The following is an 8,128-nucleotide window of genomic DNA, read 5'->3' on the forward strand; positions in this document are numbered from 1 at the left end:
ATATTAATGTATACATTGCATAAAACAACACATACTTTTCCCTTGGGATTGAGCATTTTTTTTCTGGAAAAACGCGCAAGGGAAGAGATTTTTCATTTATTAAGATTTCTAATATAAATGATTACTTTATTAACTATACAAATGAAAGCGGGCTAGGGGTTGGTATTTTGATTGCTGATGTAGACTTTTTAAATTTATTATGCTGTGACGGCAGGCGAAAGTTTTTTTATTGGATCTTGCCCTTAGAATTTTTCCGTGATAATTTCATTAACTTTAAAGATAAAACAACATCCTATAATCATGATGTGTTATCCTGCCGTGAAGCACAGGTTTTTTCACTAATTGCGTTGGGCATGAATGACTCTACAATATCATCTTTTTTGGGGGTTTCTATTAAGACTATTTATTCACACAGGCGGAATATAATGCTAAAATTAAAAACAAAGAATCGAACCAATCTATGGAAAATTATAAATACGATTAAATGATGCATGGTGTGGCATGTTCACTCCATTATTTATTTCTCTTTTTGCTATTTTCAATAGTCGCGTTAAGAGAATTTTTGCATTGTAATTTTTAACTATAATTGAACCATTCATTACTTGTCTCAAATGGATTTGATAATTACTTATTTTTTGATAAAACAGAATTTATCACCTCTTTTTATTTCTTTTGTTTATCGCAGGCTCTGTTTTTTATATTATTAAAAATAAGCCAGTCTTTATTTTTGTAAATGTTTGGGGTTTTTGTGAATTAATTTATAACATTTTACCTAGTCTTCAAGCGTCAAGCCAGTCACACCCTCAATTTACAGCACATTATTCGTCACCAGGATAGCACCTGTGGCAATGGCGTGCCCGGCAATCGCCGTATCGTTAGGACCAATCTGCGTCCCGGCGAGACGTAGCGCGACGCTGATGTTCTTCGTGGTGACGTCCACCACAGCGCAGTCCCATGGCAGGATGACATCGAGTCGCTCACAGAATGCGTCAACCAGCCGGACGTGTCGCGGCGAGGCCTTCTGGCAGGTGGCGCCAAAGCACATTTCTTGGTAGGTGATGGCGGTGACCGCGCAGCAAAACTTCCTCCAAGCGCTTCAGCACGTATGGCATGAAGGGGGCAGTTTGGATATCGAAAATTATTGTACGTTAAGGCTGATTTTTGACCTGTCATTCATCAGTAATGATTACAAACCAGATCGTCATCATCAACTGTGCGCTAGTGCTTCAGCTCGGTGAAATATCCGTCAGCCAGATACAGAACCCGGTCTGCAGAAGCAATGGTTTCCGGGCGATGGGCAATCAACAGGACAGGTAATCCCAGCTGGCGTAGCGTCTGGCTTATCCGGATTTCACTCTCAACATCAAGATGGCTGGTCGCTTCATCCAGTAACAAAAAGCCCGGTTTCTTGTACAGCGCCCTTGCCAGCAGAATACGCTGCTTTTGCCCTCCGGAAAGCCCTCCACCGGTTTCACCGATTAATGTCTGATATCCCATCGGCATTGCCATAATATCGCTGTCGATGAGCGCCAGGCGGGCACAGTGGATCATTCGTTTATGATTGCGGTCCTCACTGAAGAAAATGATGTTATCTGCAATGGATCCCCTGAAAAGATGGTCATCCTGCAGCACTGTACCGATTCGTCGGCGAACCTGAAAATAATCCGGGTGCGCTTGCGGTATGCCAAATGTTCTGATCGTCCCTTCATCAGGGATATGGATCCCCAGAATAAGTTTTACCAGTGTTGATTTTCCACATCCCGATTTACCGGTAATGGCCACCACTTCTCCAGGATGCAGAGTCAGCGATACCCCCCCGGAGTATTGGTGTGTTGCTCCCTTTGTGACTGAATATTATGTGTTCAAGGGATAACGGGAGGTGGGTATCTTCGGACACTGCTCCACGAAAAACAGAAGGAATGGCAGAAGTCCGACTGTCTTCCTGCACGGGCTGTTGCTGATGGTCTTCTGTCGGGGTCAACACAATATCAGCCAGACGCTCGTTATAGACATCAAGCATGCGCCAGGCAAAAATCTTATCGGTCAGGCTGCTGATACTCGAAGAAAAACGCATCTGATAAGACATATAGGCAACCAGCATACCGACAGTAAAGGTGCCGTTCAGAACTTCACCGGCACCTTTCCACAAAATAATCACCGATACCACGCTGCCGGTCAGGGTGTGCGCAATGTCATAACACATCAGAAGACGGCTCTGGCGTAGCTGCGTATTTCTCCGGGTGACGTTGAGATTCAGCCAGGCGGCTTCGCGGTGTGCGGTCACCCCGTTTATTCTCAGGCTCAGTATCCCGTTGAGAGTTTCAAGGAAATGCCCAGACTCCCTTGCGCCTGCATCCCAGGCATCTTCTGCCGACTGCCGCAGAGCGGGATACCAGAGGGCTCTCAGCACACCGTAAATAATGGCAGCCAGTACCGCTATCAGCGTCATTTCAGGGCTGTACCGCGGGTTTCACCGATCATGTCTTTGCCCTGTTGCATCTGCTGGGATTTGCGTTCTGTCCGCGAATCAGGGATCTCCACGACAAGAAGCTGTTTATGGGGTCCGAAGCCCAACCGTACGGAAACGTACGCTAAGTGCATTTTTGAACAGTTCAATATGCACATAGCATATGTGCATATTGATGAGTTTTGGACATATTCCTTGTCTACGTTGGGGGCTGAGCCACAATGTAGACTTATGGAAATGGAATTTGAAAAGATTATGTAGTGCTAATACCTATGTAGATATGAGCTTCTTCAGGACTTTTATAAGCTTCAAAATCAGTAAGAAAACTGCGACATATCTCAGGGTGTTGCTCAAAATAAGACCAGATATAAGACCAGGTTTGAATCATCGTATCGGGCATAGCCCCTCTTGCTTCAAAAACGAGATATTCCCCAGCTTCAATGACAATATTTTCAAAATCGCTGTTTGATTTATCAACAGATACACCAACGGTTAAATCATAAAAGCCGGTAGCGTCAGTTTCATAAGCTGAGTAAACGCCAAAAATTGGAGTATTTGGTAACCGTGTTGAGATCTGCTCTGTCACCCCCTCTGAATAGAACTTTGTCCATAGTCCAGGGATTTTTGCACTTTCAGAATTGAACTCATCAATGTTTTTCGTACGTACGCAAAGCCCCGCCACGCAGAAGCTTTTTATATGTTCAGTCTTTGGTTTCATAATGATTGTCTCTCTATGTAAATTTGAATTATACCCTAACTTGACGTCAGGCATGATAATGAAAAACTGTCAGAATAAAGTTGCTCTGTGAATTTATTGACACTGGTAATGAAAGGTCATAGATTCTTTTGTGACACATTCAGTATTGGAGGCGTATGAAAGGTCAACGTATTGGCTATATCCGGGTAAGTAGCTTTGACCAGAACCCAGAACGGCAACTGGATCAGACTCAGGTGGATAAAGTCTTCGTCGATAAAGCATCGGGTAAAGATACGCAGCGGCCAGAGCTGGATTCACTGTTGTCATTCGTGCGTGATGGAGACACCGTGGTGGTTCATAGTATGGACAGGCTGGCTCGTAATCTGGATGATTTGCGCCGTCTGGTACAAAAGCTTACCCATAAGGGAGTGCGTATCGAATTTGTTAAAGAATGCCTGACATTCACTGGCGAAGATTCACCCATGGCAAACCTGATGCTCTCAGTGATGGGTGCTTTTGCCGAGTTTGAACGTTCTTTAATCCATGAACGTCAGCGGGAAGGGATCGCTCTGGCCAGACTTCGTGGAGCTTACCGTGGACGGAAAAAATCATTGTCCTCAGAACAACAAATTGAAGTCCGACGGCGAGCAACAGATGGTGAGAAAAAAGCCCAGCTTGCTCGCGAGTTTGGTATTAGCCGTGAAACGCTGTATCAGTATCTGAAACAGTCTGATTAACATCTTATTTTTATGTATTCGTATGTGATCCGTAGCCAGGGAGGCACTTTTGCCAGCAGATTTTTTAAACGCGGAACAACGTGCCAGTTATGGTCGGTTCTCTGGTGAGCCGAATGACATTCAACTTGCTCGTTTCTTTCTGCTGGACGAAGTGGATATGGATTTCATTAACCACCGGGCGGAAGGGCAAACCGTCTGGCTGTGGCATTACTGATTGGCAGCGTTCGATTTCTTGGCACATGGCCTCATGACTTGTCAGCGATCCCAACCAACGTACTGTGGTTTGTTGCCCGACAGCTAGGTATATCCGACACAAATGTTCTATCCGACTACTCCAGAAGAGAAACCACGCTGCGTGAACACCAGGCTCTGATCCGCCGTCAGTATGACTATCGTGATTTTGCGTGGCCGTGGACCTTCAGGTTAAGCCGGTTACTGTTCACCCGCAGCTGGCTCAGCAACGAACGGCCGGGACTTCTTTTCGATCTGGCTACCAGTTGGCTTTTGCAAAATAAAATCCTGTTGCCAGGCGTCACCACGCTGACCCGTTTGATATCCGAAATACGTGAAAAATCAGCAGACAGGCTCTGGTCACGCCTGTCTGGACTGGCATCAGGTGAACAGTGCTCATTACTTGAAGAACTGTTACAGGTTCCTGATGGTGTACGCACCTCACGTATTGACCAGTTAAGAAAAGGCCCGGTTGCCATCAGCGGCCCGGCATTTAATCAGGCCGTTGCGCGCTACCTGAAACTGAAAGAATTTGGCATGCAGGATCTCGACTTCACTGGTATTCCTCCAGCGCGTTTCAATGCACTCGCCCGGTATGCTGATATGATTTCAGTGTACAAAATAGCTCGGATGCCGCCCACGAGACGAACAGCGATGCTGGTTGCCTTTGTCCGTTCCTGCGAAATATCAGCACTGGATGACGCGCTTGACGTTCTGGATGGTGTTATCGCTGATATCGGCCGGGAGGCGAAGAAAATTGGGCAGAAAAAACGACTGCGGACACTGAAAGACCTTGATAAGTCAGCATTAGATCTGGCACAGATCTGTTCGGTACTCCTGGATGAAAATGTTGACAGTGAATTGCTCCGCTCGACGATATTCGGAAAATTTCCTCCGGCCAAGCTGGCCGATACCATCGCATTTATAAACGCCATCGCCCGACCTTCTGACGCCGGTTTTCACGATGAAATGTTGGAACAGTATGGGAGAGTGCGCCGCTTTCTTCCCTGTTTGCTGGAAAATATTGAATTCAGCGCCGCTCCGGCAGGTGAAACAACGCTGGAGGCTATACGCTATCTTGCGGCGATCAGATCAACACGAAGGCAGCATATTGATGATGCGCCAATGGCGATAATTACCGGTCCCTGGAAACGACTCTGCTATGGCAAAGACGGTCATTTATCCCGACAGGGCTATACCCTTTGTGTTATAAATAAATTACAGGACAGTCTGCGACGTCGCGATATTTACGTCGCACGGAGCGAGCGTTGGGGAGATCCGCGGGCAAAACTTCTCCAGGGGCAGGACTGGCACACCAACAGGGTGCAGGTCTATCGCTCACTTGGGCATCCCCTCAAAGCCGGAGAGGCCGTCAATGCACTGACGCGGCAGCTTGACACGGTGTACCGACAGGTTGCTAAAAATTTTGCCGATAATCCGGCAGTTTCACTGGATTTCACCGGTAAACGCACGAAGCTGACCATTGCTCATCTGAACGGACTGGATGAGCCGCCGACACTGAAGTTAATCTCAAAACGTATCTCTGACCTGCTGCCAGTTGTCGATCTGACAGAACTCCTTCTTGAGATTAACGCGCATACAGGGTTTGCAGATGAATTCACCCATGCAAGCGAGGCGGGTGCGCGTATGGATGACCTGACTGTCAGTATCTGCGCGGTATTGCTGGCTGAAGCCTGTAACATTGGCATGGAGCCCTTTATTCGACCCAATATTCCGGCGCTGACCCGTTATCGTCTGAGCTGGACCAAACAAAATTATCTCAGGCCAGAAACGCTGGTAAAGGCAAACGCCAGACTGGTTGATTATCAGTCTACCCTGCCTCTGGCTCAGAAATGGGGCGGTGGTGAGGTAGCTTCTGCCGACGGCATGCGGTTTATTGCCCCAGTAAGAACGGTACATGCAGGCCCCAATCGAAAATATTTTGGCTCCAGCCGTGGGATCACCTGGTACAACTTCATTTCAGATCAATACTCCGGATTTCATGGTGTTGTCGTTCCAGGTACGCTAAGAGATTCCATTTTCGTGCTGGAAGGGCTACTGGAGCAGCAAACCGGACTCAATCCGACTGAGATAATGACAGATACGGCTGGTTCCAGTGATCTGATCTTTGGTCTTTTCTGGTTGCTGGGCTATCAGTTTTCTCCCCGTCTGGCTGATGCCGGAGCCTCTGTATTCTGGCGTGTGGATAAAGATGCAGATTATGGTGTGCTGAATGATATCGCCCGCAATGCTGCGAATGCCTGGAAGATAGAGCAACACTGGGATGACATGATGCGGATGGCCGGTTCCCTGACACTGGGGACAATTCGTGTGTCAGTTTTGATTCGTTCGTTGCTGAGTAGCGATCGCCCTTCAGGGCTAACACAGGCCATTATCGAAGCCGGAAAAATAAATAAGACACTGTATCTGCTGAATTATATTGATGATGAGGATTACCGACGTCGCATCCTGACCCAGCTTAACCGGGGAGAAAGCAGACACGCTGTCGCCAGAGCCATTTGTCACGGGCAGAAGGGTGAGATTAGAAAGCGCTATCAGGATGGGCAGGAGGAGCAACTGGGCGCTCTGGGGCTGGTGACCAATGCCGTTGTGCTCTGGAATACCATCTATATGCAGGCCGCATTGACACATTTACGTGATGAGGGCGAAGTCATTAATGAAGAAGATGAAGTCCGGCTTTCGCCACTGCGGCATGCGCATATCAATATGCTGGGGCACTATACATTTACGCTTGCGGAACAGGTAACAAAAGGACAGCTAAGGCCACTTAAGCAAGCGGAAGAGAGCGATGAATGGCCTTTATAGTCGCCTTTGCTATGAGAATAAAAAACGACGCCTTGGTTAAAAAACGTACTTAGCGTACGTTTTCGTACGGTTGGGCTTCATACCCCAACCAGTCTCCCTGCTCCGCCGGATCTGACATCCGGCGACAGCAACGTTCAGGAAAAGACTACCTTTCTATTTGACGACATTAAAAGGCACCATAAATTATGGTGCCACTGGATTTTTAAATAACAAAGTTATCAGTCATCTGCTTCAGAGACCTGGATTGTTCACTGAGCGACTGAGATGCGGCAGCAGACTGCTCAACGAGGGCAGCATTTCCCTGCGTCACACCGTCCATTTGTGTCACAGCGGTACTGATTTGCATAATCCCCTGCATTTGCTCTACTGAGGCCATAGAAAGACTATCCATTGACTGCGCAAGTGAAGCAACATTGGTTGCAGCACGTAAAATTGTCTCTGCTGTCTTAGAGGCTACAGAAACACCATTATCGACATTGTCGACTGCGTTCTCGATTAAGGAGCCGATTTCTTTTGATGCACTCGCGCTTCTTTGCGCAAGATTTCTAACTTCGGTGGCTACAACAGCGAAACCTCTCCCATGCTCACCAGCGCGTGCAGCTTCTACAGCAGCGTTCAATGCAAGTATATTTGTCTGGAAGGCAATCCCTTCAATAACACTCGTGATTTCCTTAATTTTAAGTGCATTTGCCGATATTTTTTGCATCGTTTCGCTCATTTCACCAACAGCAGACTCCCCTTCCCGAGCCAGCTCTTCTGTCTTTCTGGCGGACATAGCCGTATGTTCAGCAATTTCTGTATTGTTGCGAACGGTCATTGTTAACTGCTCCATACTGGCAGCTGTCTGTTGCAAAGCAGCGGCCTGTTCCTCAGTACGGGAAGATAACTCCATATTGCCCTGCTCGATTTCCCCGGCCGCAAGATCGACTGAAGAAGCAGTGATTTTGATTTCAGTGACGAGAGATTTTAATCTCTGTTGCATGTTATTAAGAGCCACAAGCAGCTTGCCTGTTTCGTCCATTCGGTCGATTGTAATGACCGATGTAAGATCACCCGACGGGTAGAGTCTTAGTGCGTGGTGTAAATTCGGAAGGATGGTGAGAGCCATCGGCTTATCCGGTAAGGTAATGGTTAATCAGACAATTATCTTAGAAGGAGTCAACCGATGGC

At 47.2% G+C, this 8,128-nt stretch carries 3 protein-coding genes and 5 pseudogenes; 4 read left to right on the forward strand and 4 right to left on the reverse strand.

Annotation, left to right across the window (positions count from 1 at the left end; all coding sequences use genetic code 11):
• Nucleotides 1–305: 305 nt before the first annotated feature.
• A complete protein-coding gene (locus USG84_RS24145) occupies nucleotides 306–488 on the forward strand; it encodes a helix-turn-helix domain-containing protein (protein ID WP_414146800.1) in 183 nt (60 codons plus the stop codon).
• A 320-nt stretch (nucleotides 489–808) separates the two neighbouring features.
• Here the strand turns inward: USG84_RS24145 and USG84_RS23775 are convergent.
• A pseudogene (locus USG84_RS23775) lies at nucleotides 809–1,112 on the reverse strand (type II toxin-antitoxin system VapC family toxin).
• A gap of 106 nt (nucleotides 1,113–1,218) precedes the next feature.
• Nucleotides 1,219–2,461, reverse strand: a pseudogene (locus USG84_RS23780) (peptidase domain-containing ABC transporter); the annotation flags it as partial.
• Between USG84_RS23780 and USG84_RS23785 the strand changes: the two are divergent.
• Nucleotides 2,461–2,559 (forward strand): annotated as a pseudogene (locus USG84_RS23785) (Tn3 family transposase); the annotation flags it as partial. The pseudogenes USG84_RS23780 and USG84_RS23785 sit on opposite strands and share 1 nt — an antisense overlap.
• A 161-nt stretch (nucleotides 2,560–2,720) precedes the next feature.
• Here USG84_RS23785 and USG84_RS23790 read toward each other — a convergent pair.
• Complete coding sequence (locus USG84_RS23790) at nucleotides 2,721–3,185, reverse strand: GyrI-like domain-containing protein (RefSeq protein WP_089600220.1); 465 nt, start codon at nucleotides 3,183–3,185, stop codon at nucleotides 2,721–2,723.
• A gap of 155 nt (nucleotides 3,186–3,340) precedes the next feature.
• Here USG84_RS23790 and USG84_RS23795 point away from each other — a divergent pair, with 155 nt between their 5' ends.
• Nucleotides 3,341–3,901, forward strand: coding sequence for a recombinase family protein (locus tag USG84_RS23795; RefSeq protein WP_151413094.1), 561 nt, complete (start codon nucleotides 3,341–3,343; stop codon nucleotides 3,899–3,901).
• Nucleotides 3,902–3,950: 49 nt separating this feature from the next.
• Nucleotides 3,951–6,958, forward strand: a pseudogene (locus USG84_RS23800) (Tn3 family transposase).
• A gap of 202 nt (nucleotides 6,959–7,160) precedes the next feature.
• Here the strand turns inward: USG84_RS23800 and USG84_RS23805 are convergent.
• Nucleotides 7,161–8,015, reverse strand: a pseudogene (locus USG84_RS23805) (methyl-accepting chemotaxis protein); the annotation flags it as partial.
• Nucleotides 8,016–8,128 lie beyond the last annotated feature (113 nt).

Source organism: Enterobacter sp. 168J2 (genome assembly GCF_034107265.1).
GTDB classification, from domain to species: domain Bacteria; phylum Pseudomonadota; class Gammaproteobacteria; order Enterobacterales; family Enterobacteriaceae; genus Enterobacter; species Enterobacter nematophilus.